Source organism: Pelagicoccus sp. SDUM812003 (assembly GCF_031127815.1).
Classification (GTDB): domain Bacteria; phylum Verrucomicrobiota; class Verrucomicrobiia; order Opitutales; family Opitutaceae; genus Pelagicoccus.
In genome coordinates, this window is the sequence record NZ_JARXHY010000002.1 from 136,817 (window position 1) to 163,324 (window position 26,508).

At 59.6% G+C, this 26,508-nt stretch carries 23 protein-coding genes; 16 read left to right on the forward strand and 7 right to left on the reverse strand.

The features are described 5' to 3' along the window. Positions 1–54: 54 nt before the first annotated feature. Positions 55–978, reverse strand: coding sequence for a tyrosine recombinase XerC (locus tag QEH54_RS02825; protein WP_309017105.1), 924 nt, complete (start codon positions 976–978; stop codon positions 55–57). Positions 979–997: 19 nt separating this feature from the next. Then, complete coding sequence (locus QEH54_RS02830; RefSeq protein ID WP_309017106.1) at positions 998–1,651, reverse strand: MazG family protein; 654 nt, start codon at positions 1,649–1,651, stop codon at positions 998–1,000. 183 nt (positions 1,652–1,834) lie between these two features. Here QEH54_RS02830 and QEH54_RS02835 point away from each other — a divergent pair, with 183 nt between their 5' ends. The 3 genes from QEH54_RS02835 (at position 1,835) to QEH54_RS02845 (ending at position 5,584) form a co-directional block, all read left to right on the forward strand. Continuing rightward, positions 1,835–2,629, forward strand: coding sequence for an indole-3-glycerol phosphate synthase TrpC (locus tag QEH54_RS02835; RefSeq protein WP_309017107.1), 795 nt, complete (start codon positions 1,835–1,837; stop codon positions 2,627–2,629). A 46-nt stretch (positions 2,630–2,675) separates the two neighbouring features. Further along, complete coding sequence (gene rsmA, locus QEH54_RS02840) at positions 2,676–3,494, forward strand: 16S rRNA (adenine(1518)-N(6)/adenine(1519)-N(6))-dimethyltransferase RsmA (protein WP_309017108.1); 819 nt, start codon at positions 2,676–2,678, stop codon at positions 3,492–3,494. 209 nt (positions 3,495–3,703) lie between these two features. Beyond that, on the forward strand, positions 3,704–5,584 hold the full coding sequence (locus QEH54_RS02845; RefSeq protein WP_309017109.1) for a prolyl oligopeptidase family serine peptidase: 1,881 nt from the start codon (positions 3,704–3,706) through the stop codon (positions 5,582–5,584). 128 nt (positions 5,585–5,712) lie between these two features. Here the strand turns inward: QEH54_RS02845 and QEH54_RS02850 are convergent, their stop codons facing one another. Both QEH54_RS02850 and QEH54_RS02855 read right to left on the reverse strand, forming a co-directional pair. Continuing rightward, positions 5,713–5,877 carry a hypothetical protein gene (locus tag QEH54_RS02850; RefSeq protein ID WP_309017110.1) on the reverse strand — a complete coding sequence of 55 codons (165 nt, stop codon included), beginning with the start codon at positions 5,875–5,877 and terminating at the stop codon, positions 5,713–5,715. After that, positions 5,867–6,127, reverse strand: coding sequence for a hypothetical protein (locus tag QEH54_RS02855; RefSeq protein ID WP_309017111.1), 261 nt, complete (start codon positions 6,125–6,127; stop codon positions 5,867–5,869). The genes QEH54_RS02850 and QEH54_RS02855 overlap by 11 nt, the downstream gene beginning before the upstream one ends. A gap of 248 nt (positions 6,128–6,375) precedes the next feature. Between QEH54_RS02855 and QEH54_RS02860 the strand changes: the two genes are divergently transcribed. After that, a complete protein-coding gene (locus QEH54_RS02860; RefSeq protein ID WP_309017112.1) occupies positions 6,376–6,858 on the forward strand; it encodes a DUF192 domain-containing protein in 483 nt (160 codons plus the stop codon). A gap of 35 nt (positions 6,859–6,893) precedes the next feature. On the opposite strand, the gene QEH54_RS02865 is transcribed toward QEH54_RS02860, so the two are convergent. From QEH54_RS02865 to QEH54_RS02875, 3 genes are all read right to left on the reverse strand, one after another. Continuing rightward, entirely contained in the window at positions 6,894–8,147 is a 1,254-nt protein-coding gene (locus QEH54_RS02865; protein ID WP_309017113.1) for a type II secretion system F family protein, read from the reverse strand. A gap of 11 nt (positions 8,148–8,158) precedes the next feature. Further along, positions 8,159–9,847, reverse strand: a complete 1,689-nt coding sequence (locus tag QEH54_RS02870; protein ID WP_309017114.1) for a GspE/PulE family protein — start codon at positions 9,845–9,847, stop codon at positions 8,159–8,161. 113 nt (positions 9,848–9,960) lie between these two features. Further along, positions 9,961–11,145 carry an aldo/keto reductase gene (locus tag QEH54_RS02875; protein WP_309017115.1) on the reverse strand — a complete coding sequence of 395 codons (1,185 nt, stop codon included), beginning with the start codon at positions 11,143–11,145 and terminating at the stop codon, positions 9,961–9,963. A 252-nt stretch (positions 11,146–11,397) separates the two neighbouring features. On the opposite strand from QEH54_RS02875, the gene QEH54_RS02880 reads away from it, so the two are divergent. From QEH54_RS02880 to QEH54_RS02935, 12 genes are all read left to right on the forward strand, one after another. Beyond that, positions 11,398–12,213, forward strand: coding sequence for a fumarylacetoacetate hydrolase family protein (locus tag QEH54_RS02880; RefSeq protein WP_309017116.1), 816 nt, complete (start codon positions 11,398–11,400; stop codon positions 12,211–12,213). A 55-nt stretch (positions 12,214–12,268) separates the two neighbouring features. Continuing rightward, complete coding sequence (locus tag QEH54_RS02885) at positions 12,269–13,849, forward strand: aldehyde dehydrogenase (NADP(+)) (RefSeq protein WP_309017117.1); 1,581 nt, start codon at positions 12,269–12,271, stop codon at positions 13,847–13,849. Between the two features lie 110 nt (positions 13,850–13,959). Continuing rightward, positions 13,960–15,912 carry a YjhG/YagF family D-xylonate dehydratase gene (locus tag QEH54_RS02890; RefSeq protein ID WP_345785634.1) on the forward strand — a complete coding sequence of 651 codons (1,953 nt, stop codon included), beginning with the start codon at positions 13,960–13,962 and terminating at the stop codon, positions 15,910–15,912. A 226-nt stretch (positions 15,913–16,138) separates the two neighbouring features. After that, the gene (locus QEH54_RS02895; RefSeq protein ID WP_309017119.1) at positions 16,139–17,206 is read left to right on the forward strand and encodes a mannonate dehydratase; all 1,068 of its coding nucleotides are present in this window, start codon (positions 16,139–16,141) and stop codon (positions 17,204–17,206) included. A gap of 49 nt (positions 17,207–17,255) precedes the next feature. After that, positions 17,256–18,020 (forward strand): SDR family oxidoreductase, encoded by a 765-nt coding sequence (locus QEH54_RS02900; RefSeq protein WP_309017120.1) that lies wholly within the window; start codon positions 17,256–17,258, stop codon positions 18,018–18,020. A 275-nt stretch (positions 18,021–18,295) separates the two neighbouring features. After that, a complete protein-coding gene (locus QEH54_RS02905; protein ID WP_309017121.1) occupies positions 18,296–19,342 on the forward strand; it encodes a uroporphyrinogen decarboxylase family protein in 1,047 nt (348 codons plus the stop codon). A gap of 98 nt (positions 19,343–19,440) precedes the next feature. Continuing rightward, positions 19,441–20,076, forward strand: a complete 636-nt coding sequence (locus QEH54_RS02910) for a corrinoid protein (protein ID WP_345785635.1) — start codon at positions 19,441–19,443, stop codon at positions 20,074–20,076. Between the two features lie 112 nt (positions 20,077–20,188). Further along, complete coding sequence (locus tag QEH54_RS02915) at positions 20,189–20,443, forward strand: virulence factor (protein ID WP_309017123.1); 255 nt, start codon at positions 20,189–20,191, stop codon at positions 20,441–20,443. An 88-nt stretch (positions 20,444–20,531) separates the two neighbouring features. Next, positions 20,532–22,064, forward strand: coding sequence for a methylenetetrahydrofolate reductase C-terminal domain-containing protein (locus tag QEH54_RS02920; RefSeq protein WP_309017124.1), 1,533 nt, complete (start codon positions 20,532–20,534; stop codon positions 22,062–22,064). A gap of 78 nt (positions 22,065–22,142) precedes the next feature. After that, positions 22,143–23,096: a dihydropteroate synthase gene (locus QEH54_RS02925; RefSeq protein WP_309017125.1), complete on the forward strand. Its 954-nt coding sequence runs from the start codon at positions 22,143–22,145 to the stop codon at positions 23,094–23,096. 306 nt (positions 23,097–23,402) lie between these two features. Beyond that, complete coding sequence (locus QEH54_RS02930; RefSeq protein WP_309017417.1) at positions 23,403–24,470, forward strand: amidohydrolase family protein; 1,068 nt, start codon at positions 23,403–23,405, stop codon at positions 24,468–24,470. A gap of 119 nt (positions 24,471–24,589) precedes the next feature. Then, positions 24,590–26,443 (forward strand): DNA topoisomerase IV subunit B, encoded by a 1,854-nt coding sequence (locus QEH54_RS02935; protein WP_309017126.1) that lies wholly within the window; start codon positions 24,590–24,592, stop codon positions 26,441–26,443. Positions 26,444–26,508 lie beyond the last annotated feature (65 nt).

Genomic DNA, 26,508 nt, shown 5'->3' on the forward strand with positions numbered 1-26,508 from the left:
CTACGCCACTACGCTGAGGGGATTGGCCCGTCGCTGAGGGCTAGCAGCCCCGAGTCAGGCTCTCGGATGGGCCTGATCGAAAACGTCCTTCAAGCGGCCGATGTTGACGTGGGTATAGATCTGGGTGGTGGACAGTTTGCTGTGCCCGAGCAGCTCCTGCACCAGGCGCAGGTCCGCACCGTTGTCCAGCAAGTGGGTGGCGTAGGAATGACGGATCTTGTGCGGCGTCAGGTCCATAGGCAGATCCGCGAGAGCGAGGTACTTCTTGAGCAGCAGCTGGATGGCGCGTGGCGACCACTTCGCCCCTTTGTTGCTCACCACTACCGGAGCGTCGTAGGCGGTGGATGCGGCGAATTCGCGTCTCCACTTTCCCAGCACGGCCATGGCGACGCGGCCGAGCGGACAGAGGCGCGACTTGCCGCCTTTGCCTACGATACGGGCGACACCTTCGTCGAAGCTCACCTGCCCGTAGGTCAGCCCGCATAGCTCGCTCACCCGAAAGCCCGCCCCATAGAGTAGCTCCAACACGAGACGATCGCGCCAGGCCTGAAACGGGGAAATCGCCTCGTTTTCCAGCAGCCGCATCGGGCCTTCGAGCAGCAGCTTGATCTGGCGCTCGGTCATGAACGCGGGCAGCTTCTTGGGCAGCTTCGGCAAGGTGAGCCCCGTCAATGGGCTGCGCTCCAGCTCCCCTTTGCGTATCCAAAACTTGAAGAAGGTCCGCAGGCCGGAAACGTAGTTGTGCACCGTGCGGCGCGAGACGCGTCGCTGCTGCTCGATCACGAAATCCCTCGAATCGGCGAGGGAGATTCGCTTCACATCCCCGTTCCAGTTCGACTCGGTCCGCAGAAACTGGAAAAAGGTTTCCAAGGCGGCCATGTAGTTGCGAACCGTATACACGGATAGACGGCGCTCCCCCGACAGGTGCCTTTCGAAAGGCTCCAGCCAACGGGACCGCCAATCCTGATTCGCGCTCATCTCGGACTCGAACGATCGATCAGCCCGCCTGCCCCTGAGCCTTGGGCTCGTTCGTCAACGCCTCGCTTTCGGCCATGACGCGACGGGCGAACTTGCGAGCGGCGCTTTCCGGGTCGATGCCTTTCAGTCGGCACGCCGCGGCGATTTCAAACAGGATGTGTCCCGCCGATTCCTCGTCCAGCTCCGAGGCCATGGCCTCGATCGCCTCCATATCCACGCTGCGCCCAACCGGCAACGCCTTCTTCTTGATCTGCTTGAAAACGTCGTACGCGAACAGCAGCGACGGCAGGGCGGGAGGCAGGTCCTTGAAAACCGTTTCCTTCTTCGCTCCGTCGAGCTTTTCGGTGGCTTTGATCTGCTCCCATTGCCGCAGCACCTGATCGGAGTCCTCCAGATCGACATCGCCAAAGACGTGCGGGTGGCGGCGGATCAGCTTTTCGTTCACCTCGGCCGCGACCGCCTCGAAATCGAAATGCCCCTCCTCCTTGGCCAGCTGCGCGTGGAAAACGACCTGCAGCAGCACGTCTCCCAACTCCTCGCGCATGTGATCCATGTCGAGCGTGTCTATCGTCTCCAACAGTTCGCTACATTCGTCGATCAGGCATTGGGCGATCGACTGGTGGTCCTGCTCGATATCCCAAGGGCACCCGCCGGGGCCTCGCAGTCGAGCCATCGTTTCAAGCAATTGTTCCATTGAACTCACGCGCCCCATCAAGCGCGAGCCACCGCCCTGAAGCAATGCCAGATTGCGAACCTCCTGGGCGACCGGAAAACCCAAGTCGCTCGGGGACGCGGAAAACGTTCGCATTGACAGGGCGTTCCCATCATGTGGCATAGCTTCTTTTTTCCCAACGCTATGGACAAGCTCACCGAGATCATGAATTGGAAGGCGCAAGAGATCGCCGATCGCATCCGCCCGGTCGACGATGGCGAACTGGCCGCGTTCGCTCCCAAGGCGGCGCAGCGCGGCAGCTTTTTGCAGGCCCTCGAGGCGCCGACAGGCCTCGCCGTCATCTCGGAGATCAAGCGACGCTCGCCCTCCGCCGGAGCGATCAAGGACCTCGGACCTTCGGTCGAGCAGGCCGAGACCTACCTTTCGGCCGGAGCCGACTGCCTATCCATTCTCACCGACGGCAAATACTTCGGCGGCGCCTTGGAAGACCTCAGCTCGGTCACCGAGAAGTTTAAGAACGAGTCTCGCGGCATCCCCTGCCTGCGCAAGGACTTCATGCTGCACCCGATTCAAGTGCTGGAAGCGGCCCAAGCCGGAGCCTCCGCCATCTTGATCATCGTGCGAGCCTTGAGCGACGAGCAGATGACCGCGCTGCGGCGCGCCGCCGACCTGGCGGGCCTCGATTCGCTCTACGAGATCCATAGCGAATCGGAACTGGAGCGGGCCGTGAAACAGAACGCCACGATCATCGGCGTCAACAATCGCGATCTGGCCGTTTTCAAGACCGATCTGGGATTCTCCGAACGCCTCATCCCCCAGTTTCCCAAAGGCGTCATCGCCGTCTCAGAAAGCGGCATCTGGAATCGCGAGGACGCGGTTCGCGCTCGGGCCTGCGGCGCCAAGGCCATCCTGGTAGGCGAAGCCCTCATGAAGGCGCCAGACACCGCCCAGCTGATGAAGGACTTCCATCAAGCGTAGCCCCCGATCCGAACCTCGCTTCGCCCCATCTAATCCTCGTCCGAGCATGCCTCTCTCGCCCTCACAGACCCGAGCCTTGCTGGAGCAGCTGGGACACCGACCGAAGAAGCAGCTGGGTCAAAACTTTCTCATCGATGGAAACATCGTGCGCAAGTCGCTGGAGCTCGCTCAGGTGGCGCCGGGCGACGCCGTGGTGGAGATCGGTCCGGGTCTGGGGACCTTGACTCGCGCCCTGCTGGAGGCCGGCGCTGTCGTCCACGCGGTGGAAAAGGATCCCGTTCTGGGAAACCATATGCAGAGCATCGCCGAGGAGACTGCGAACCTGCACCTGATCAAGGGCGACGCGCTGGACTTTCCGCTGGGCGACCTACCCCAAGAGGCTCCTGACTACAAGATCGTGGCCAACCTGCCCTACGCCATTTCGACGCCGTGGATGGCGGCCGTGCTGGAAGGGAGGCTTCCCAGCGTGATGACGCTCATGCTGCAGAAGGAGGCCGCTCAGCGCTACGCCGCCCAAGCGGGCACCAAGCAGTTTGGAGCGATCAGCGTGTTTCTGCGCGCCGCGTTCGAGGTGCTGCCCGGTCACGACGTTTCTGGCTCCTGCTTCTACCCGAAACCCGATGTCGGCTCCACGTTGCTCCACTTGAGACGCAAGCAGACTCCCTACCGCTTCTCTGCAGATGGGGCCAAGCTCCTGCGGGAAATCTTTCAGCAGCGACGCAAGCAAATCAGCTCTCTGCTGCGTCGCGCGAAATCGGATACGGCATCCAAATGGCTGCAGCGACTCGACACCGCTCAGATCGAGCCCAACGCCCGTCCGGAACAGATCGACACGACGCGTTGGATCGTCTTGGATCGCGACTGAAAGCCGTTGCAAATCGCAGCGCAGCCGGTCCGCTCAGGCGGCGACGCCATGCGACATCCGCAAAATAACGGACTGTCATGAGCTTGAGCTGAGCGCTGAAATCGCTATGGTTTGAGCCTTATGAGGTAGTAGTCTCCCCAACGCGCTTCACCCGACCGACCTGCCTCGGCGCCAAAGGCGTCCCCCATTCATCTCATCCCCGAACCATCATGTACGAACTCCGACTACCCAAACTCGGATTGCTTCTTGCATCCGCTTGCGTCCTCACGGCCAGCGTCTTCGCTGATTCCACCCGCTTTCTCATCCAACCGGTTTTCAGCGAGGTCTCCCTCTCTCCCAGCGGGAAATACATCGTGTCCTTCGAGGACTCCAGCGAAGAGAATCGCCGTATCCAAATCATCTCCACTGCCGACATGAAGTCGGAACCGCTCAGCGTGAGCAACGGCAAAGGGGGAAACGCCCGAGTCACCGATATCCGATGGCTGACCGACGAGTACCTCGCCATTATGAGCGAAGGCGATGATCAGGCGAACTGGCTGCATACCTACAAGTTGGGCGACCGCGCCCCCGAGCGCGTCGCCAAGGAAGGAAAGCGATCCATCCTGCGCGTGATCCCGAAATCCACACGCTTTCTGGTCCTGGAAACCGAAAGCCCGGATGCCGATGGCATGAAGCGCGTTTATGAATACGACGCAACGCGCCCCACGCAGCCCAAGCTGGTCTACCAAGCGGACAGCCAAGCTTTGGAGGCGGTGGCAGACGTCTCCGGACAACTCAGAATGGTGAAGCGCGACGACGGGGATGGACTCAGCTGGTACGCCCTCGCCACCGACGACCACGCAGAGACAAAACTCAACAAGCTGCAACAATGGCACAAAGTCCACGGCATCGTGAAAACGAGCGACCAGGCGATCGTATCCGGCCAGATCAATACACCGCTTCCCTCCGTATACCTGTATGATATTTTTGAGGACGAGCCGAAACAGGTGCTCGCCGACCAGGATCAGTATTCCATCGACACTTTCGGCCGTACCGTGTTCGAACCCGCCACCGGCGAAGTGCTCGGGTTGCATTTCGACTCCACCATTAGGACAACCTTCTGGTCCGACCCCGAAATGCAAAAGATTCAGGATACCGTCGACGGAAAGCTCCCGGGCTCCGTGAACCGCCTGATCGACTGGAATCGAGAGCGCACGAAGGTGATGATCGAACGATTCATCCCCATGCTCCCGACCCAATTCATCTACGCGAACCTCGAGTCAGAAACCTACACCGCCGTATTCATAAACGGAGGACGCGTCAAGCCAGGCGAATCCGGAGTCTCACGACTTGTGGAAATCCCGAATCGCGACGGCCAGAACCTCACCGCCATCCTCACCGTCCCAGCGGAACGCGGCGGCAAGCCCTCGCCGCTGCTCATCTGGATCCGAAAAGGAGTCTGGACCGACCTTGATCGCCCCGAATGGCACCCAGAAGCAAACTACTTCGCCGATTCCGGATTCGTTGTATTGAGAATCAACTACAGCGGCAGCGAAGGCGTGCTCGGCCCCCTTGCCATCGATACCTCGACCAAGGCGGGCGTGCAGCAAACCCTGGAGGACATCGAGGACGCAGCCAAGGTCCTTATCGAAACCGGGCTGGTCGATTCCGAGAAAATAAACATCGGAGGAGAGGGATCCGGAGCTTGGCTGGCTGCCTACGCGCCGATCCATTCTCCAGGCCTCTATCAATCCGTGGTTTGCATCAACGGTGTCTACGATCTCGTGGATCTGCGAAAAAATGACAAGGCGAGCGGCGGCAACTATCTCTCCCTCGCCTCGAAAGACAGTTCTCTGAGCGAAAGCGATCTCGCCAAGCTTTCGATCTCGTCCCCACCTGACAGCTATCCGAAAGACGTCTTCGTAGCCTACGGGAAGTGGTCGGAAAACGACTACAAGTCGCATGTGAACTCCTTCGTCAAAACGGTCAAGAAAGCAGGGGCCAAAGTGAAGGTCCACCTCGACGACTGGTGGGGCACCGGACTCGAAGGCGTACAAAGAATCAAAGCCTTCGAACGGGCCAACAGCATGCTCGTTCAAGCGAACAAGTAGCCCGTATCCAATCGACAAAGACAGAAAGGCTCGGGAAGCGCTTCCCGAACCTTTCTGGCCCTTGCGCAAGCCGATTCCCTCGAAAGCGAGGGAGCCGTTCATTCCTGCGGCCGACCTCCTCTTTCCAGCTAGGACACCCAGTCCGTCGCCTTGACGAGGCAGCCACTGGAGCCCAGTAGCAAGCGGCGCTGACGGCGAAGTCGAATCATAGCTGGCAGCTCGAGCAATCGTCTCACCATGTTTTCGCTGCGGCTGTCCAGCATCAGAATGCTCTTCTCTTGCTTACTCATCATTCCCTCCATCCACATACAAGGTTTCGAAGACCTTGATCAAGTCGCCGAGGCTCGCGGCGCCAGCATCGAGACGAGCGTCGATGCGTCCCTGCCGATTCAGCAACTCCTTGCTCGCCAAGCTCCAGCCGGTTCGACGTGCCTCAGGCTCCTTCTGCGTCGATTCGCTCTCAGCGAAAAAGTTGAACTCGTCTTGCGTTCCGAGGTCCCAATTGGGGCTCCATGTCTCTTCCAGTCGATTGATCTGATTCATGGCACGAGAATACCACCCAGGGTCAGACATAGCCTGTCCTATGCTAGAAATGTTAAGCAATTTCTCGGAGCCAAAGAGAGCTTGAAAAGGCGCCGAGCTCATCCTAGCTTCGAAGCCAAAATTTCCCACCCACACACAACACACCACCCTGCCAGGCCGTTCCCTCGACGGCCTGGCAACTTTTTGGGCGGGGAAGACCCGGCATTGAAGCTTGCTCAAAGGAGCGGCGCCGATTCATTTCCTATCCCATGTTGAATCGGTTTCTGCTACCCTTGGCGATTTCGCTCTCCATCGTTCTAGGCTTGTCGGCCTGCAAGGAGACGAACCCTCCCCACGAAGCGGTCTCCAGCGATCTGCCCCTCATTTCGGTGGGCGACGTCACGCTGAAGATGGAGCTTGCCCTGACGCGCGAGCAGCAGCGACGCGGCTTGATGTATCGCGACGGCATCGAGCCCGACCATGGCATGCTCTTCGTTTTCAAGGAGCCCCAGGAAATGTCGTTTTGGATGAAGAACGTCGATTTCCCGATAGACATCGGCTACTTCACCGCTGACGGCGTGCTGCGCGAAATCTATCCCATGTATGCCAACGACACGCAGGGTCGCCGCTCCATTCGCGACGATCTGCTCTACGTGCTGGAGGTCGAGTCGGGGTGGTTCAAAAAAAACGGCGTGCGACCGGGGGCGCTGCTCGACCTGGCGGCGCTTCAGCGAGCGCTCGAGAATCGATAGTTGCGAGCCAACGGCGCTGCCAGAGCGGCGCGGCGCTACCCGTTTCCAAAGCTTTGCATGATTTCGATGAACGGGAGAAAGAGAGCGAGCACGATCAACACCACCGCAATGGCGAGGGTCACGATCATCAAGGGCTGCACCAGGGAGGTGAGCGAGGAGATCGCGTTGTCCACCTCCTCGTCGTAAACGTCCGCTATCTGGTTGAGCATGTCGGGCAGGTCTCCCGTTTCCTCGCCCACTTCGATCATGCTTGGCACCATGGTAGGAAATATCTTCGTCGCCAGCAGGGTGCTAGCGATGCCCTCGCCGTCCTTCACCCGGAGACGCACCCGCTCCACGGCGTTCATCACATGCGTATTGCCACAGCCATCGCGAGTGATGCGCAAGGCCTCCAGTATCGGTACGCTGCTCTCGATCAGGGTCCCCAGCATGCGAGAGAAACGAATCACGTAGACCTTAGTGCTCAAGTCGCCCAAGCCGGGCAGGCGCAGGGTCAGCCAATCATAGACGCTTCGCCCCAAAGGCGTCATCCCGAACAGCTTCTTCAGTAGGTATAAAACGAATACACCGCCGAAAACCAGATACCAATGGCGCACCAGATACCCGCTAACGCCGAGCACGTAAACGGTGAGCTTAGGGATCGCGTCCTCGCCTAGTTCGTCCACGAAGATCTGCTGGAAGTTCGGCACCACGAAGATCAGCAGACCGACCACGATCAGGCTGGATACGATCATCACCACCGTGGGATAGGTCATAGCGGAGGCCAGCCGGGCCTTCATGCGCTCGGTTTTTTCCAAGTAGGTCGCCAGACGAGCCAAGGAAACCTCGAGCATGCCGCTCGCTTCGCCAGCTCGAGCCATGTTGACGTAGAGAAAGTCGAATTCGCGGGGAAACTTCGCCAAGGCGTCGGAAAAGGTGCTGCCGGACTGGATGCTTTCGGTCAGCTCCAACAGGATCCAGCGGAAGACCACGTTTTTCTCCTGGTCGATAAGGACCTCCAACGAGCGCAGCAAAGTGAGGCCTGCCTGCAGCAAGGTGGCCAGCTTGCGGGTGAACTCCGCCAAAGCCTTCTTCTTGATGGCGGAGCCGAAGTACATCGGCTTTTTGGAGGAACGTACCCGTACCGTGCCATCGCCGCTGGTATTCTCAGTCTTCGCCACATGGACGCGAGCCGGCGTCAGTCCATAGCTGCGTATCTGCTTGGATGCCTGCTGCCTCGAAGGGGCCTCGATCATGCCCCGACGCTCCCGGCCTTCGCCATCGACTGCTGTGAACTTGAATTTCGCCATCTGCTTCTCTCTCAGGAGTATCGTATCACCTCGTCCACCGAAGTGACACCCGTGAAAATGTTTCTCAGCCCATCCTCACGCAGGGTGCGCATGCCTTCGTGGATCGCTTGCTCGCGGATGGCCACGGCCGGCTTGCCTTCGCTGATCAGCTCCCGCACGGACTCCGAAATCCGCAGCATCTCGAAAATGCCCAAACGACCGGAATAGCCCGTATTGGCGCAGGTCTCGCAGCCAGTCCCCTGAAAAAACTCCTTCTGCTGCAGGATGGTCGGATCCAGGTTGAGCTGCTGCAGCAAAGCGGCATCGGGCAGATAGGCGCGGCGGCAATCCGAGCAAATCCTGCGAAGCAGCCTCTGGGCCAGCACCGCCTCCAGCGAGGACGAAATCAGGAACGGCTCGATCCCCATGTCCATCAGCCGCGTCACCGCTCCGGAGGCGTCGTTGGTGTGCAAGGTCGTCAAAACCAGATGCCCCGTGAGCGAAGCTTGGATGGAAATCTGGGCCGTATCCAAATCCCGGATCTCGCCGACCATGATGATGTCCGGGTCCTGTCGCAGAAACGATTTCAGCACGCTGGAAAAGCTCAAGCCGATGTGCGCGTTCACCGCGACCTGCATGATGCCGTCGATCTCGTATTCGATGGGATCCTCGGCGGTCATGAGCTTGGACTCCACCAGATTGAGCCGCTTCAAGCAGCTGTACAAGGTCGTGGTCTTACCGGACCCTGTCGGGCCGGTGGAAATGAATATCCCGTTGGGTCGCGCGATCGAGAGCTCCACCGCCTCACGCACATCGTCGGGCATGCCCAGAGTCATCAGATCGAGCGAGGTAGCGCTCTGGTCGAGCACACGGAGCACCACGCTCTCGCCGAACTGCGTGGGCAAGGTGGAAATGCGTAGATCCACATGCCGCCCCGACACCACCAGCCGCACCTTGCCGTCCTGCGGAACCCGCCGCTCCGCGATGTTCAACGCCCCAATGACCTTCACCCTTGAGATGATCGGCACCGCCAGCTCGCGAGGCGGCGGAGACATCTCGTAGAGCGCCCCATCGATGCGGTAGCGAATCTTGAACTCCTTCTCGAATGGCTCGAAATGGATGTCGGAGGCCTTGTCCTTGATGGCCTGGGCCAACACCAGATTCACGAAACGGATGATCGGCGTCTCCCCCGCTCGGCTGAGCAGATCGTCCGCTGTCAGGTCCTCCTCGCCTCCCAGCTCGTCCAGATCGATCTCTTCGAGTATGCCCGTATAGTCGACGTTCTTTGGGCGGTAGTAGACATCCAGCAGCTCCCCAACCACCTGCGGATCCAGTACCCGCATCACCACATCCCGATTCACCGAAAAGGCCACATCCTCCACCACGCTAGTGTTGAACGGGTCTTCCGACACGATGACCAGCCGACGCTCGTCGGAATCGACGGGCACCACGCCATGCATGCGCGCCAAGCTAGGCTCGATCAAAGCCACCGTCTCCGTCGGGATGTCGTAAGGAGCCTCCTTCAAGCGCTCCAATCCAAGATAGCTCGCCACCGTATCCAGAAAAACAGACCGCGAAACGGCTTTGCTTTGAAGGATCTCATCCGCCAGCGAATGGCCTCTCGCCTGCGCGGCGGCCTTGAGCGATGCTAGCTGCTTTTCACCCAAGAGGTTGTGGATGAGACAAAGGTCCGAAACCGCCTGATTGTGGGAATTGAACATGAAAGGTGGAAGCGGAGCCCAAGCTGCCCTGCCCCGCCCCAGCTAGCAACCTAAATATAAGAACCGCCTCGCCCGCGCCCGAAGCGGGCGCAGACCGCCGGTCTGGCCGCTCCCTAATCGCTCTGACTCAGGCGCTTTACTTCCACGTCGTTGAACATCTCGTGAGCTTCCTCGAGAATGTCCGGGATGCGGTCGGCGAAGGGGCTGCCGTTTAGCTTCTCCTTCATCTCGCCGCGATCGTAGTCGCTCACCTTCTCTCCCGGAAACCAATGGCCCGCGTTGCCGAGCAGGTTGTAGCGCATCTTGCCCCATGGCACGAGGTCGAGAGCTTTGGCGTAGGTCCACAGTCGCAGGATCTCCTTCACGTTCACCCCCTTGGGCAACTCGTCCCACTCCGGCAATCCCTTCCACCAGCCAGCGCACCAGTCCGACCCGTGCGTCTTCTCCAGCTCGGCCCGCAGCTTCCTTTCGATGGGAGCCATCACCTCGTAGGCGTTGTCGTAGTGGTCAAGCATCTCGAGGTGCGTATCGAAATCCTGAGGACAGCTCACTCCCATGCTTAGGGTATGAACTTCCGGACGCGAGAGACAAAACAGAGCGTTCCACTGCATGGGATGCAGGTCGCCGCACAGCTCGACGAGCTTTTCCGAGGGTTCGTACAATTTGCCCCCTTTATCGTTCGGGCTGATGATGAAAACGCCCATGTCGTTGCCAGCTGCGACTTCGATGGCCTCCCAATTGAGCTCGTTGACGAAGTACCAATGCACGTTGCAGTAGTCGAAGGCGTTACTGGCGTTTGCCGCGCAGATCACCTTTTCGCTGGCATGGGTGGAATAGCCGATGTGCCTCACCCGCCCTTGCTCCTTGAGCTTGAGGGCAACCTCCATGCATCCTCCGTCGCGCAAGGTCCAGTCGAGCAGCTCCTGATTGTTGATCCCATGGATGGAAAACAGGTCAACGTAGTCGGTTTTCAGATACGCCATGGATTTCTCGAAGTTTTCCAAAAACACCTTCGCATCCTCCTCGGGGCATACCTTGGTCTGCAGGATAAGCTCTTCGCGATTCAATCGCGGCAGCACCTGGCCTAGCTGCATCTCGGAAGTCCCGTACCCGCGGGCGGTCTCGATATGGTTGGCCCCGACTTCTAGAGAAAAGCGGATCGCCGCCTCGAGATTGGCCTGCCCACCCCTCTTGATCTCTTCCATGGGCATATCCGACCAGGACTGCTGAAACCGCATCCCTCCACAGGTGATCACGGGCATCTCGATTTCAGTGCGGCCATATCTGCGATACTTCATGGCCGAAACCGTTCATCAAAGTCCCGCAAGTTTCCACCTCAAAATCCCTGACGTGAAGCGATCTGCAGCGAATCGCCGGCGCTCTCACAAATTAGCTTCGCCAGATTTGAACGTTTCCCTACGCTCGGTTTCCGCTCCGCCGACTCTTTCCCTAGGACTCCTCTCCCTGACCCATGCTAATCCACTTCCTGCGGTCGCCTCGCCGCGGACCAACCCCTATGCTCGCCGCTCGCGGCAAATAAGAAAAGTTCCATGTACCTGACGCGTCACTCCACTCCCGACCAACCTCGCTGGGCTTTGAACGGCTCATGGCTTCCGCCAGAGTTCAGCCTCTCCCGCCTGCTCGCGACGCCGCTCGACGAAGCTCGCAAGAGCTTGAGCGAGCTCGCCACGTCCGAACCGACCGGCGAAGCGCCGCTGCTGCCTCCTATCGAAACCGATCAGGAGGTCTGGGCCAGCGGCGTCACCTACCTCAGCAGCCGCATGGCCCGAGAGGCGGAATCGCAAAGCAAGGACGTCTACCAGAAGGTTTACGAAGCGGAGCGGCCAGAGCTGTTTTTCAAAGCCACCGGCTGGCGGGTGAAAGGCCACCAGCAGCCGATTCGAGTGAGGGCCGACAGCGCCTGGGACGTGCCGGAGCCGGAGCTCACCTTGGTGCTCACTCGTCATGGCGAGATCCTAGGCTACACCGTGGGAAACGACGTTTCCTCCCGCAGCATCGAAGGCGAAAACCCGCTCTATCTGCCGCAGGCGAAAGTCTACGACGGATCCTGCGCCCTCGGCCCAGGCATTCGGATCGCGGACCAAAGCGAGCTGAGCGATCTACCGATTCGGCTGGAAATCCTGCGCCTAGGCGAAACCGCCTTCAAAGGCGAAACCCGCACCTCGCAGATCAAACGTCCCTTTTCCCAGCTCGCCGACTTTCTGGTCAGGGAGCTCGACCAGCCAAACGGGGCCTTCCTCATGACCGGTACCGGCGTGGTGCCGAGCGAAGCCTTCACTTTGAACTCAGGCGACCGAGTTCGCATCGACATCGACGGCCTGGTCCTGGAGAATCCCGTCGATTGACGAACAGGTTACCCTGTACCTTAGCCCGAAGACCTAACCGCAACCCGACTTTACTATGCAAAACTTACTCGTCAACGGACAGTGGCTCGCCGCCAAAAAACCGGAAGACAGCTTCCACGCTCGCAACCCATCCGACCGCTCGACCCTTAGCGAGCGCGAATTCCCGGTGTCCAGCTGGCAGGACATCGAAGCGATGATCGGCCACGCTTCCGAAGCCGCTCGCGTCCTCGCGAAAACACCCACCGAAGCCATCGCGTCGTTCCTGGATGAATACGCGCGACTCATCGAAACGCGAACCGAAGAGCTGGCCAAGACCGCCCATCTGGAAACGGGCCTTCCCGTTCGTCCTCGTCTCGCCGAAGTCGAAATCCCCCGCACCGTCAATCAACTCCGTCAGGCCGCCGCCGCCGCTCGAGCGGGCGACTGGGCTCGCCCCACCATCGACACCACGGCCAACATCCGCTCGGTGCACGGGCCGCTAGGCGGGCCAGTCGTAGTGTTCGGCCCAAACAACTTTCCTTTCGCCTACAACGGAATCGCCGGCGGTGATTTCGCGGCAGCCATCGCAGCGGGGAATCCGGTCATCGCCAAATCGCACCCGGCCCATCCCCACACCACCGAACTGCTAGCTCAGCTGGCCAATCAAGCCGTGAAAACGGCAGGGCTTCCGCAAGCCACGGTGCAGCTTTTCTATCACGTCGCGCCGGAGAACGGCAAACGTCTGGTCTCGCATCCCGACGTCGCGGCCGCCGCCTTCACCGGGAGCCGAACAGGTGGACTCGCCCTCAAAGAGGCTGCCGACAAGGCGGGCACGCCCATCTACCTAGAGATGTCGAGCGTGAATCCGGTTTTCGTATTGCCGGGATCACTACAGGAACGCGGCAGCGAAATCGCCGATGAGCTGCATGGCTCCTGCAACCTCGGAGCGGGCCAGTTCTGCACCAAGCCTGGTCTGGTCATCCTGCCCAGCGGGGCGAAGACCGACGAGTTCATCCAGCAGCTTAAAAACAAGTTTCAGCAAACCGCGCCAGGCGTCTTGCTCACCGAAGGCGGAGAAAAGACGGTGGCGGAGACAGTTGGCAAACTGGTCGACTCCGGAGCGGAAATCCTGGCAGGCGGCGAGCCCGCTTCGCAAACGCACTTCGGCTACCGATCGACCTTGCTGCGCGTCTCCGGAAGCCAGTTCCTGAAAAATCCCGAGCAGCTGCAAAGCGAAGCCTTCGGAGCAGTCTGCCTGCTGGTCGCTGCGGAAAGCCTCAAGCAAATGCAGGCCATCGTGACGGTTTTGGAAGGAAACCTGACCGGCTGCATCTACTCCAGCAAATCGTCCACCGACGACGAAGCCTATCAAGCGATCGCTAGCGAGCTTCGCTTCAAAGTCGGCCGCTTGCTCAACGACAAGGTGCCAACCGGCGTAGCGGTCAGTCCCGCCATGAATCACGGTGGCCCGTATCCATCGACTGGACACCCGGGATTCACAGCGGTCGGCTTCCCGGCCACAGTGATTCGTTTCAGCGCCCTGCATAGCTACGACAATGTGAGGCATGAGCGCCTGCCGCTCGCGTTGCAGGACAAGAACCCGACTGGAAAACTGCTTCGCTACATCGACGGAGCCTGGTCCACCAAAGACCTCTAAAACTCAGGGCGTGGCCGCCGTGCCACGCCTCCCCCCCTAAATCTCTACGCTCCACTTCGCCCGTGCCCCAAGACTCAGCTTCGATCCGCTTTCTCCCGTCGCGAGACGCTTTGCTCAACACGCGCACCACAGGCGAAGGGCCAAGCGGAAAACTGCCCGTAACCGAAGAACAACTACGGGAGTCGCCAAGCGGCGACTTGTTTGGTCTCACGCAAAACGCGGGCATGGGCTGGCGGGCTTCGGAGATCGGGCGAGACCCTTTCCTCATCGTCAGCACATCGGGAGGCTTGCGAGCCGAGGACGGTTCGCCGATCGCCCTTGGCTACCATACGGGCCATTGGGAAATCGATCGACTGGTCAAGGAAGCGGCTCGAACCATTTCCGAGCAAGCAGGCCTGCCCTTCGCCGCGACGGTTTCCGATCCCTGCGATGGTCGCTCGCAAGGCACCACTGGCATGTTCGACAGCCTGCCCTACCGAAACGACGCCGCCATGACCATGCGACGTCTGATTCGCTCCCTGCCACGCCGCAAAGGCGTCATGGGCGTGGCCACTTGCGACAAGGGATTGCCCGCTACCTTGCTAGCTCTCGCTGGCAGTTCGAAGCTCCCTGGCATCATCGTGCCGGGAGGCGTCACCTTGCCGGCGAAGGGGGCGGAGGACGCAGGCAAAGTCCAAACGATCGGAGCTCGCTTCACCCACGGACTCATTTCCTACGACTACGCGGCGGAAATGGGCTGCAAAGCCTGCGGCTCGCCGGGCGGCGGCTGTCAGTTTCTAGGCACCGCGGCGACAAGTCAGGTTATCTCCGAAGCCCTCGGGCTCTCGCTGCCGCACACCGCCCTGTGCCCGTCCGGCGAGCCCGTCTGGCTGGAAATGGCTCGACGCTCCGCCTCAGCGCTGCTGCAGCTCGCCCGGCTCGACATATCCATATCTCGAATACTGACGCAGGAAGCATTCGAAAACGCCATGCTGGTCCATGCGGCCTTCGGCGGCTCCACCAATTTGCTCCTGCACATCCCCGCCATCGCCCACGCCGCTGGATTGAAACCTCCTGTCGTAGAGGATTGGATACGCGTCAATCGGGCCACTCCTCGTCTGGTCGATGCCTTGCCCAACGGACCGCGTAACCATCCAACCGTGCAGGTCTACATGGCGGGCGGCGTGCCCGAGGTGATGCTGCATCTGCGAGAAATGGGCCTGCTGCATTTGGATCTCCTTACCGTGACCGGAAAAACCGTGGGCGAGAATCTCGATTTGTGGGAGCGAAGCGAGTCCCGAAAGATCGCTCGTGAGCGCTTGCAGAAGCTCGACGGCGTGGATCCGGACGATGTCATCTTCTCGGCCGAAGTCGCCCGAAAGTCCGGATACACATCGGCCCTGGTCTTCCCTACCGGAAACCTCGCCCCGCAGGGTTCAGTCATCAAAGCGACTTCGATCGACCCCTCCGTAGTGGACTCGGACCAATGCTACCGTTTCCGCGGTCAAGCCCGGGTGTTTTCGAGCGAGCGCGATGCCATTCGAGCCATAAAAGCTCAGGACGAAAGCGCCCTGCGCCCTGGCCAGGCCATCGTGCTCGCGGGATGCGGGCCGGCGGGCACCGGCATGGAGGAGACCTACCAGCTGACCTCCGCTCTGAAACACCTGCCCTGGGGCAATCGGATCCCAGTGCTGACCGACGCCCGCTTCTCTGGCGTGTCCACCGGAGCCTGCATCGGACACATCGGTCCGGAAGCCTTGGCGGGCGGTCCCATCGGCAAGCTGCTCGATGGCGACTTCGTCGAAATCCTAGTGGATCGCCTTCAGCTCACCGGACGCATCGACTTCGTAGGCGAAGATCCAGAGGCTCCTCTGGATCCAGAGCAAGCGGCGCGCATTCTGGAACGACGACCGATCAACCCGGCCATCGCCGCCCACCCGCAGCTGCCCGACGACACGCGGCTCTGGGCCGCGTTGCAGGACGCCAGCGGAGGAACCTGGAGCGGATCGGTCTACGATGTTGATAAAATCATCGCCACCTTGCAGGCTGGAAAAGTCGCCTTGTCACGCTCCTCGCAGGCCTAGCCCTTCCCGGGCATCGATCAGCCCTCGCCCGAAGACGCTCGGAAAACCGATCTTGGGATTCGCAATTCTGATACCCGCACACATGATTTCTAATCGTCGCGCCTCACTAGGAGTCAACGTGTAATCGCTCTTCGGCGATTTTCCTCGAATCTAACCGCTCGTAGGCTATCCGCATAGCACTTCGCCTGCTGAAGATTGGCGATTGGCAGCAATCTTTCAACGTCACATGAAACTCGGTCTAGGACTCTACAAACACATGCTTACGAGCGACAACTTCCGTTTCGCTCGCCAGGCGGGCGCCACGCACATCGTGGCCCATTTCGTCGATTACTTTCGAGGAAGCGCTCACTCGGACACGGACGACCAGCCGACCGGCGACGACTGGGGATGGGGCTTGGCAGGCGACGCGGAGCGGCTTTGGACCTTGGAGGACATGGTTTCTCTGCGCAAGGAAGTGGAGGCCCACGGTCTGACGCTGGAAGCCATCGAGAACTTCGACCCGGCCCACTGGCACGACATCCTCCTGGACGGGCCGAAACGCCCCCTGCACATCGAAAACGTGAAGACCATCCTGCGTCGCATGGGCGAAGCGGGCATCCCAGTGATGGGCTACAATTTTTCCATCGCGGGCGTGGCCGGCCGCACCACCGGTCCCTACGCTCGTGGCGAAGCTCCTTCCGTCGGCATGGAGGGACCTTACGACAAGCCGATGCATAACGGCATGGTTTGGAACATGATCTACGATCCCGACGCTCCCGAGGGCACGGTGCCTTCCGCCACCCACGATCAGCTATGGGACCGTCTGCAACGTTTCCTCGACGAGGTTCTGCCCGTCGCGGAGGAGGCTGGCGTGACGCTGGCAGCGCATCCGGACGACCCGCCGATGCCGACGGTCCGACAACAGCCGCGCCTCGTCTACCAGCCGAGCCTGTACCAGAAGCTGATCGACTTGAATCCAAGCCAGGCCAACAAGCTGGAATTCTGCATCGGCTCACTCGCCGAGATGACCGAGGGCGACATCTATGAAACCATCGACACCTACTCCGCTCAGAATCGCTTGGGCTACGTGCACTTTCGAAACGTGCGCGGCAAGGTGCCGACCTACAAGGAAACCTTCATCGACGATGGCGACATCGACATGATCAAGGCTCTGGAAATCCTGAAACGGAACCAGTTCGATGGCGTGCTGATTCCTGACCACTGCCCGTCCATGTCCTGCTCCGCTCCCTGGCACGCTGGCATGGCCTACGCTATGGGCTACATGAAAGCAGCTCTCAAAATCCTCGGTTGCTAATTCCGCAACGCTTCGCTCACCCTCTCGAAACCTCGCACTCAACACTCCAATGCGTTTTCCACAAATATTCTCTCTCGAAGGCGAAACCGCTCTCATCACAGGCGGCGGCACCGGCATCGGACAGGCCATCGCCCAATGCATGTACGAAGCGGGGGCTACGGTCGCTCTCGTGGGCCGACGCGAAGAAGAGCTTTCCCGCGCGGTGAGCGAACTGGGCGAACGAGCCCACTACTTCGTGCACGACATCACGGAGATGGATCAGGCCGACCGACTGGCTACACGCGTGGAAGGAAAGCTCGGCCCCATCACCTGCCTAGTCAACAACGCTGGCAAGCACCTCAAGAAGGCCGCCCTGGAAACCAGCACCGACGAGTTTCTCGCCGTTCTCAACACCAACGTCATCGGCACCCACGCCCTCATCAAGGCCATCGCGCCCGGCATGGTCGAGCGCCAGAAGGGCAGCATTCTCTTCACCGCGTCCATGGCTTCGCTGTTCGGCATCCCACAGGTCATCGCCTACAGCGCCGCCAAAAGCGCCCACCTCGGCATGGTGCGTTCCTTGTCCACGGAGCTCTCGCCGAATGGAGTGAGAGTCAACGCCATCGCTCCAGGATGGATCGAGACCGAGATGTCTCGCAAAGCCTTGGACAACGATCAGGCCCGCAAGGACAAGATCCTCGGCCGCACGCCGATGCACAAGCTTGGCCAGCCGAGCGACGTGGGCTGGGCAGCGGTCTATCTGGCCTCTCCGGCAGCCGCCTTCATCACCGGCACCATTCTTCCCGTGGACGGCGGAGCGAGCATCGGCTTCTAGTCCACCGCCGACGAGCGAAAGTCTTTTTTTTTCCTCAACCCATTTTCGGTTCAACGTATAACCGAAAATGGGTTATTTGCTTTGAGTCGCTTCACGCTCGCGCTACCTAAGGTTATCTATCCCGTTCCGAAACAGAGCGACGCCCCGAATTCAACGCTCGCCCGAATCCCTTCACCCCGCCCGCAGCCGCGGCCGCCAGGTCTCCGCCTTCGAGCGACCCAGATTTTCAGCCACAAAGACACGTACCTAAGCCCCCAACGTCTTCTTAAGCAACTATGAGACCCGAACAGTGGGAAATCTTCAAACGCGCCGCCCGCGGCGAGAAAATGGACAAAATCCCCATGGCGATGATCGTGGACAGCCCCTGGATCCCGGGCTACTACGGCATCAAGCACATGGACTACTATCTCGATCCGGAGCTTTGGTTCAAAACCAACTTGCGCCTGCACGAGGAGTTTCCCGACATCATCTTCATCCCGTCCTGGTGGGTTGAATACGGCATGGCAGCCGAACCCTCGGCGCTCGGATCGAAAATCAAGTTCTGGCAGGACAACACGCCCTCCGAGTACCACACCCTCTACCACGTGGAGGACATCGAGAAGTTTCCCGAATACGAGGTGGAAAACGACGCCTTCATGGCCATGACCCTGCACCGCATTCGCATGCACCAGCCGCGCATCCTCGACGCAGGCTACATCACCCCCATCGTCACCTCCCGCGGCCCCCTCTGCACAGCTGGCTTCGTGCGCGGCACCACCGAGTTCATGATCGACATCGCGGAAAACGGCAAGTGGGCCCACAAGCTGATCGATCTCTGCACCAACCTCATCATCGATTGGCTCAAGGCCCAGCAAAAGGCCATGGGCGACTGCGTGGAAGGCATCTTCATACTGGACGACATAGTGGGCTTCGTGAACGAAGACCACTACATGGAGTTCGCCCACCCCTACCTGAAGCGCATCAACGACGCCTTTCCGGACGATTTCGTAAAGATCTACCACAACGACGCCTCTATCGAAGCCTGCCTCGAACACCTGCCCGACACCGGCTTCAACGTGCTCAACTGGGGCAAGCAAACCGAAATCGCCGACGTCAAGGACCGCATCGGCGACCGCATGGTGCTGATGGGGAACGTCAATCCGCTGGAGATCGGCGTACGCGGCGATCCCGAAGAGGTCTTCGACGCCACCATGGACGTGCTCGAAGACTCCGAAGGCGAAAACATCATCCTCTCCGTTGGCGGCGGCACCTCGCCCGGCATGCCGAAAGAAAACATCAAAGCCATGCTCGACGCCCTCCAGGAATACAACGAGGACCGATAGGGCCTATCCGTTCCGAATAGCGCAAACCGTATCCACCTTCTCACGACTCCACCTTCACCATTCAGCATTCCGCCCTCCCCGTGCCAGACTACGCCCAGATGAATCAATACCTCTACGAAGGCAATGCCGCCGAAGTGGAGAAGATGACCAAAGACGCCCTGGCCGAAGGGCGCACCCCGCAGGAGATCCTCACCGAAGGTCTCATCGCCGGCATGGCGGTGGTCGGAGAGGATTTTAAGTACAATATCCTCTACGTGCCGGAAGTGCTCATCGCAGCCCGCGCCATGAAAGCCGGCATGGGCGTGCTCAAGCCCCTCCTGGCCGCTCGAGACGACGCGGCCATCGATGCCGACAGAGCGCCCGTCCTGCTGATGGGCACCGTGCGCGGCGACCTGCACGACATCGGCAAGAATCTCGTCTGCATGATGGCCGAAGGCGCCGGCTTCGAAGTGCACGACATCGGAGTCGACCAGTCGGTGGAAAAGTTCATGGCGGCGGCGGACAAATGCAAACCCCAGATCATCGGCATGTCTGCCCTGCTCACCACCACCATGACCTACATGAAAACCGTCATCGACGGCTTCGAGGAAGCGGGACGCACCGACGTCAGTTTCGCCATCGGCGGCGCTCCGATTTCCCAGATGTTCGCCGACGAAATCGGAGCCGACGGCTATGGCGCTGACGCTTCGGCGGCGGTGGAACTCTTTCTGAAACTGGTCGGACACATCGACTAGGCCTCGCGCTTCCATCGCGGCGCCAGAGCCCAGACGGCGTGCCGACACGAGACGCCGCATCGGCCTTTCGTATCCACTTTCCATACACAAACCGCCGACCTTTTCACACCCTATGGCCCACTACCAAATACTCTACTGGCAGGACATTCCCACCCAGGTGAAAGCGTGGGACGAGTTTGACGAAGCGAAAGCGCAGCTCGACCCGACCTTTATGAAACGTGTCGACGCCAGGGCTCAGAAGGAAGGCAAGACGGATTCCGCCAGCTACCTCGGAGCCTTCAAATGGTCGGAACCCCAGGAGCGCCCGGGCGAGGCCGACGACGTGGCTGACGAAATCAAAGAGGAACTCGAAGCGAAACTTCTATAACAAGCCTTCCCACGAATTACGCGAATTCCCACCAATTTCTTTTCAGCGTCATTCGTGAGGATTCGAGCAATTCGTGGGCAAAACTAAAATGCGATCTCTCCGCGAAAAGCTCCATGAATCCACCGACTTTCTCACCGGGGTCGAGCTCGTTTCCATTCGCGGAACCATGGCCGCCAAAAGCGCCCTCAAAGCCCGACGTTTCGCCCACGAACTCGTCGAGTGCGATCGCGTCGACTGGATTTCCATCACCGACAACGCAGGAGGAAACCCGCAGCTGGCGCCCCACTCCCTTGGCAAGCCCATCCTCTACGCGGGCAAGGAAGTGGTGATCCACCTCACCTGCAAGGACCTCAACCGCAACGGCCTCGAATCCGAAGCCTGGGCCTTGCACAGCGAAGGATTTCAAAACATTCTCGCTATGACCGGCGACTATCCGGTCGCGGGAAACGACGGGCTGGCCAAACCGGTCTTCGACATCGATTCGGTCGGCCTGATCGCTATGCTCAGCAAGATGAACCGCGGCTTCGACCATACGGAGCTGGTCGATCCGAGCCACGAGCCAAAGTACGAGAAAACCGCTTTCAATATCGGTGCCGTCACCACCAACTTCAAGCGGCTCGAAGGCGAGCTCGTCCCGCAGTACCTGAAGCTACGCCGCAAGACCCAGGCCGGCGCATCCTTCATCATCAACCAGATCGGCTACGACTCGCGAAAGATCCATGAGCTCAGAGTCTACATGGATCATCATGGCATGAAACGAATCCCCCTGATCGGAAACGTCTATCTGCTCAACCCCCGCGTAGCCAAGCTTTTCAACTCCCAGCGAATACCGGGAGTCGTCGTATCCGATAAGCTCCTACAACTTTGTCAAAAGCAGGCGGACTCGCCGGACAAGGGAAAAGCCTTCTTTCTCGAGCTCGCGGCCAAGCAAGTCGCCATCTACCGCGGACTTGGATACCGAGGGGCTTACATAGGCGGAGCGCACGACGCGGAAACGATCCGTCGCGCCCTCGACATCGAAAAGAGCTTCTCTGACGATGATTGGAAACGCTTCGCCAGGGAGATATGCTTCTCCCAGCCAGGCGAGTATTTCCACTATCAGGAGGATTCCTCCACAGGGCTGGCCGACCCCGAAGCGCCGACCGCTCCAACGCCAAAGTCGTCGCCAAGTTTCCACTACAGCCTATCCAGGTGGATGCACGATCACGTCTTCGCCCCGGAAACGACTTTCGCGAGGCTCGGACGAAAAGCCTGCGCCAACGCCAAGGACCCCGCCCAAGGCCCCGCTCCGCTTCGCGTCCTCGAGCACGCGTCCAAGGCGATGCTCTACCGTTGCCGCGACTGCGGCGACTGCTCCCTGCCGGATATCGCCTACCTGTGCCCCGAATCCCAGTGCGCCAAGAACCAACGCAACGGCCCTTGCGGCGGCACGCGCGACGGACGATGCGAGGTCGATGGCTACGGCGACTGCATCTGGCTGAGGGCTCACGAGCGCCTGAAGGCGGCCGGAAACGTTGATTCGCTGCTCACCCATCGCGCCATGGTGCAGAACCAGGGACTTCGTCACACCTCCGCCTGGGCCAACAACTGGTTGAAGCGCGACCATCACGCGAAACCGTAGCCCGTATCCACCTTTCACTGTCACTTCGTCACACCTCCCCTAAACCTGTCAACTCCACCTGCTAGAACGCTGTTTCCCATGATCTCAACCAAACAGAAACTCCACGTCATCGGCGAATTGATGAACAACTCCTACGCTCGCGCTCGACGCGCCTTCAAAAGCCGAGATCTGGAAGCGTTTCAGCGGCTCGCCCAAGGACAGTCCGAACTCGGAGCCGCATTTCTTACCCTCAACATAGATGGGACGCAGCGTATCCAAGTAAAACTACAGGAGATGCTGGACTTTCTCCCCACTCTCATTCCGGCTATCCAGCAAGCCTGCGACACTCCGATCAGTTTCGACAACCCCTCGATCGAATACCACAAGGTCGCCCTCGCCCACTACGATCGCAGCCTCAGCGGAAAACCCATCCTCAACTCCCTCGCCGCTTCGCGCGAAAACCTCGATGAAATGATCGACCTGGTGAAAGACTACGACACCAAAGCCATCGTCATGGCCTCGGAAAAATTCGTAGACGGCGGCGGAGCCCAGTGCCTCAATCCGCTGGATTCCTACGAGGCCGCCAAGCGATTCGTGGAAATGCTGGTGGAACGTGCGGACCGCTCCACGGACGACATCATCATCGACACCGGACTTGCCCCTGTCGGCGCCGACACCTACGGCTTGGTGAATATCGGCCTCGACGCCATGCAGCTCATTTCCAACGACCCGGATATGAAGGGCGTGCACATGATGGTAGGCCTGTCCAACTTTTCCTTCGGCACCCCGAAACACATGCGCGAGAAACTGGAAGGCGCCTACCTGACTCTCGCCATGCAGCGTGGGCTCGACTTCGCTCTGGCCAATCCCGAAAAATCCCCCGCGCCCCTACCTCCCGAGGATCCCATCGTGGCCGGCCTGCAAAACGCGCTCGACCAAGGCCGCCCTCGCGACGGCGAATCCCAGGAAAGCGCCGGCTTCCGACAGGCGGAAGCGATCCTAGCCCTTTGCGCCCAGCAGGATGATGACGACGATTGGGACGACTGGGACTAGAGACAGACTCCCGCGCATAAAACGGATGATCACGAATTCCTAAAAGCTAATTCGAGCCGATTCGAGCAATTCGTCGGCAGCAACACACAACCATAGTTCACTATTCACGCTTCATCATCCTCCCTTTCAAAGCAGAACGCCTGGCTTCGCGTCGGCACTCTCATCGACGGCGTATCCTCCTCTCCACTACGCGACGCCCATCTCGTCTACAACGATAGCGAGATCCTCTACGTCGGCGCCACCGCGCCTCCTGCCAGGCTCGTCGTCGATCGCTCTATCCCCGATCGAGAGCTTCCTCGGCACACGATTCTCCCGGGCCTGATCGAATCGCACGCCCACTTGTTCCTTGAAGGAGCGGAGCTGGACTTCGAAAAACGCAAAGCCTACCTGAAGCAATCTCCCACCATGCTGCTCGCAAAGGCGATCCTGCGCCTCGAAAAGCTGCTGAAACTCGGTATCACCGCGTATCGAGACGCTGGCGACAAGGACGGCGTAGGCATCGCCCTGAGCAAGCTCTACCGTTCCCCGAGCCATCCAGCGATGCCTTATGTTGAAAGCCCCGGGCCCGCCATTCACCACCGAGGACGCTACGGATCCTTCATGGCCGAACCGATCGAAGATCATGCCCATCCCGCTAGTGTGGTCGAACACCGAATCAAGCTAGGGGCAGATCGTATCAAACTTATCCCTACAGGAATCATCAACTTCAAGAAAGGCCTCGTCACAGCGAAACCTCAGATGGACGCGCAAGAAGTCAAGGCCTTCACCGAAGCGGCCAAGGAGCGAGGGAAGCAGACCTTCGCCCACGCGTCAGGCTCGGATGGGATCCAAAACGCTATCGATGGCGGCGTGGACTCTGTCGAGCACGGCTTCTTCATCACCGACGAGCAGCTCGCCCGGATGCGAGATCTCGACATCGCATGGACGCCGACCTTCGCTCCCGTTCAGGTCCAAGTGGACGAAGCGGAACGCATGGGATGGGACCAAACCGTCGTTTCCCATTTGCGGCGCATCCTCGAAAGCCATTCGCGCAGCCTGGCGAAGGCGCAGGCACGAGGCGTCAAAATCGTCGCCGGCAGCGACGCTGGCAGCTGCGGCGTGGGTCATGGCACGCATTTCCTCTCCGAGCTGGAGCTGATGGAGCAGGCCGGCCTCAGTCCGCTTCAGGTCATCAACTCGGCCACTGGCGTACCGGCTTCCCGACTCGGCTTCAGCGAGCGTTTCGGCAGTTTGACGGCGGGCTGCAAGCCACGCTTCATCCTCACCGAGCACGATCCGCTGGCCTGCGTTTCCCAGCTAAGGCTGCCCAAGATCACTCACTTCGATGGCCGCGAATTCGTCGGATCGGAGTCCGACGACATCAGCGGGCTCTAGCCAACCACGGGTCCAACCTTTTCGTTATGTACAACTTAAGGGATGTCTGAGCCAGCTCGTCCCTGTTTTTACGACTTCTCGCTTGATTTCAGCATTCGCACTGGTTCCTATCTGCGCCGATGGCAGAATCGAACTATACCGAGTCGAGCATCAAGTCCCTCAGTCCCCGAGAACACATCCGCCTTCGCCCTGGCATGTACATTGGCAAGCTTGGCGACGGCTCCTCTCCAGACGACGGTATCTACGTGCTCATCAAGGAAATCATCGACAACTCGATCGATGAGCATACCTCCGGACACGGCAATCGGATCGATATCACCATCCAGGACGAAACCGTCACCGTGCGCGATTACGGTCGTGGCATCCCGCTGGGCAAAGTGGTCGACTGCGTTTCCGTCATCAACACCGGAGCCAAGTACGATTCCGAAACCTTTCAGAAGTCCGTCGGCCTAAACGGCGTCGGCACCAAGGCGGTCAACTTCCTCTCCGAAACCTTCAGCGCAGCCGCCTTCCGCGAAGGCAAGACCAAACGGGCTGATTTCGAGCACGGCGAGCTGGTCAACGACGGGCGCAAAACCAAGTCCGACGAAAAGGACGGCACCTTCGTGCAGTTCGTGCCCGACCACAGCATCTTCAAAAACTACACGTTTCGCCTCGAATACGTGGAGGCGATGCTCTGGAACTACGCCTACCTCAACACCGGCCTCACCCTCTCGCTCAACGGAGAAACCTTCAAGTCGGAGAACGGGCTGAAGGACCTGCTGCAGGACAACCTCTCAGGCGACATTCTCTACCCCATCATCCACTTGAAGGGAGACGATATCGAAGTCGCCATCACTCACGGGACGCACTACAGCGAGGAGTACTTCTCGTTCGTGAACGGCCAGCACACCACCATGGGCGGCACCCATCAGGCCGCGTTCCGCGAAGCGATCGTCAAGACCATACGCGAGTTCTTCAACAAGAACTACGATCCGGCGGACGTGCGCACCTCCATCATATCCGCAATCTCAATACGCGTGCAGGAGCCGGTGTTCGAGTCGCAAACGAAAACCAAGCTCGGCTCCCAGAACATCGCCCCCAAAGGGCCTTCCATTCGCAACTTCGTCAACACCTTCATCAAGAAGGAACTCGACGACCACCTCCACCGCTACCCGCAGACCGCCAAGGCCCTGCAGCAGAAGATCGTCTCTTCCGAAAAGGAGCGCAAGGAGCTCTCCGGCATCCGCAAGCTTGCTCGCGAAAAAGCCAAAAAGGTCAACCTGCACAACAAGAAGCTTCGCGACTGTAGGGCCCATTTCAATACGAAGCACAAGCAAGCGGAAGACGCCACGCTTTTCATAGTGGAGGGTGATTCCGCAGGCGGATCCATCACCAAGACTCGGGACGTCAACACCCAAGCAGTCTTCTCGCTCAAGGGCAAACCGCTCAACGCTTTCGGACTGAGCAAGAAGATCGTGTATCAGAACGATGAATTCAACTGCCTGCAAAGCGCCCTGGATATCGAGGACGGACTGGATACGCTGCGCTACAACAAGGTCGTCATCGCCACCGACGCCGACGTCGACGGCATGCACATCCGCATGCTGCTGCTCACCTTCTTCCTGCAGTTCTTCCCAGATTTGATACGTCAAGGGCACCTGTACATCCTCCAGACGCCCCTCTTCCGCGTCAGAAACAAGAAAAGCACCATCTACTGCTACTCGGAATCCGAGAAGGAAAAAGCCCTGAAGCAGCTGGGAAAGACCGCGGAGATCACCCGCTTCAAGGGCCTCGGAGAAGCCTCACCCGACGAATTCGCCACCTTCATTGGGCCGGATATGAAGCTCGATCCCGTCACCATGTCCCACCTGCACAACATCGACGAACTGCTCTCCTTCTACATGGGTAAGAACACGCCGCAGCGACAGGAGTTCATCATCGAGAACCTGCGCATCGAAAAAGACGTCATAGAGACGGCGGAAGCCGTATAAGCCCTATAGCGTGTCGCTCAAAAGCCCGTAGCCAAAATTCAGCTACAGACTAATCACCTGCAGAC